The 1,550-nt window shown below is 70.7% G+C and carries 1 protein-coding gene and 1 pseudogene; both read left to right on the top strand.

The genetic code is table 11. The annotated features are described in order from the left end of the window. A pseudogene (locus ACFWSK_RS37765) lies at positions 1 to 681 on the top strand (hypothetical protein); the annotation flags it as partial. A 75-nt stretch (positions 682 to 756) separates the two neighbouring features. Further along, positions 757 to 1,518, top strand: a complete 762-nt coding sequence (locus ACFWSK_RS37760; RefSeq protein ID WP_383796718.1) for a hypothetical protein — start codon at positions 757 to 759, stop codon at positions 1,516 to 1,518. Positions 1,519 to 1,550: the final 32 nt, after the last annotated feature.

Below are 1,550 nucleotides of genomic sequence, written 5' to 3'. Positions count from 1 at the left end.
GATGACCGTGCTCCGCGTCGTGATGACGACCGTGGTGGCCGTCCCAGCGGTGGTTTCGAGCGTCGTGACGACCGGCCGCGTGGCCCCCGTCGCGATGACGACCGCCCCAGCAGCGGCTTCCGCCGCGACGACAACCGCGGCGGCGGCAGCTCCGGTGGCGGTTTCCGCCGTGATGACCGTGCTCCGCGCCGTGACGACAGTCGGCCCACCGGCGGCAGCTCCGGTGGCAGCTTCCGTCGCGATGACAACCGTGGCGGTGGTAGCTCCGGTGGTGGATTCCGCCGTGATGACAACCGTGGCGGTGGCAGTTCTGGTGGTGGGTTCCGTCGTGACGACAACCGTGGCGGTGGTAGCTCCGGTGGTGGCTTCCGCCGTGATGACCGTGCTCCGCGTCGTGATGACGACCGTGGTGGCCGTCCCAGCGGTGGTTTCGAGCGTCGTGACGACCGGCCGCGTGGCCCCCGTCGCGACGACGACCGCCCCAGCAGCGGCTTCCGCCGCGACGACAGCCGGCCCACCGGTGGTGGCTCCGGTGGTGGCTTCCGTCGCGACGACAACCGCGGCGGCGACCGTGACCGCGGGCCGCGCCGTGAGGACGACCCTGGTGGATACCGCGGCGGTCAGCGCGATGACCGCGGTGGCCGTTCCGGTGGTTTCGAGCGGCGTGACGACCGGGACCGCGAGCCGATCAAGCGGCTCCCCATTCCCGATGACGTCACCGGTGACGAGATCGACAAGGACGTACGCCAGGAGCTGATGAGCCTGCCGAAGACGCTTGCCGAGGACGTCGCACGCAACCTCGTCATGGTGGCCAACCTGATCGACGAGGACCCCGAGCAGGCGTATGCGTACTCGCGCATCGCGCTGCGGCTGGCCTCGCGTGTGGCAGCTGTGCGAGAGGCCGCCGGCTTCGCCGCGTACGCCACGCAGAAGTACGCCGAGGCGCTGGCCGAGTTCCGGGCGTCCCGTCGGATGACCGGTTCCGTGGAGCTGTGGCCCGTCATGGCCGACTGCGAGCGCGGTCTCGGCCGGCCCGAGCGTGCGATGGCCATGGCCGGTGAGCCCGAGGTGCAGAAGCTCGACAAGGCCGGGCAGGTCGAGATGCGGCTGGTGGCTGCCGGAGCCCGCAGGGACATGGGTCAGATCGATGCCGCCATCGTGACGCTCCAGGGCCCCGAGCTGGCGTCGAGCGCCGTGCACTCGTGGACTCCGCGGCTGCGTTACGCGTACGCGGACGCGCTGCTGGAGGCAGGTCGTGAGGGCGAGGCACGCGAGTGGTTCGGCAAGGCGCTGGAGGCCGACAAGGACGGTTCGACCGACGCGTCGGACCGGCTGGCCGAATTGGACGGCGTCGAGTTCGTCGATGCGCTCGGTGAAGGCGACCACGAGGCCGTCGAGGCCGTGGAAGCCGAGGAGCCCGAGGCCGCGGACGACGAGGACGACGACCTTGACGAGGACGACGACCGCGATGAGGACGAGGACGACGACGAGGACTCGGACGAGGCCCCGAAGGCGTAAGCGTTGATGAGAAGAGGGCGGCACCCCGGAAG

Source organism: Streptomyces sp. NPDC058620 (assembly GCF_042717135.1).
Lineage (GTDB): Bacteria > Actinomycetota > Actinomycetes > Streptomycetales > Streptomycetaceae > Streptomyces.
Note: the sequence above shows the minus strand (reverse complement) of the source record. Positions and strands in the feature narration are given on the sequence as shown.

Excerpts from the sequence above, each read along its gene's own strand:
- ACFWSK_RS37760 (WP_383796718.1), top strand. The coding sequence starts at position 757 with ATGAGCCTGCCGAAGACGCTTGCCGAGGACGTCGCACGCAACCTCGTC.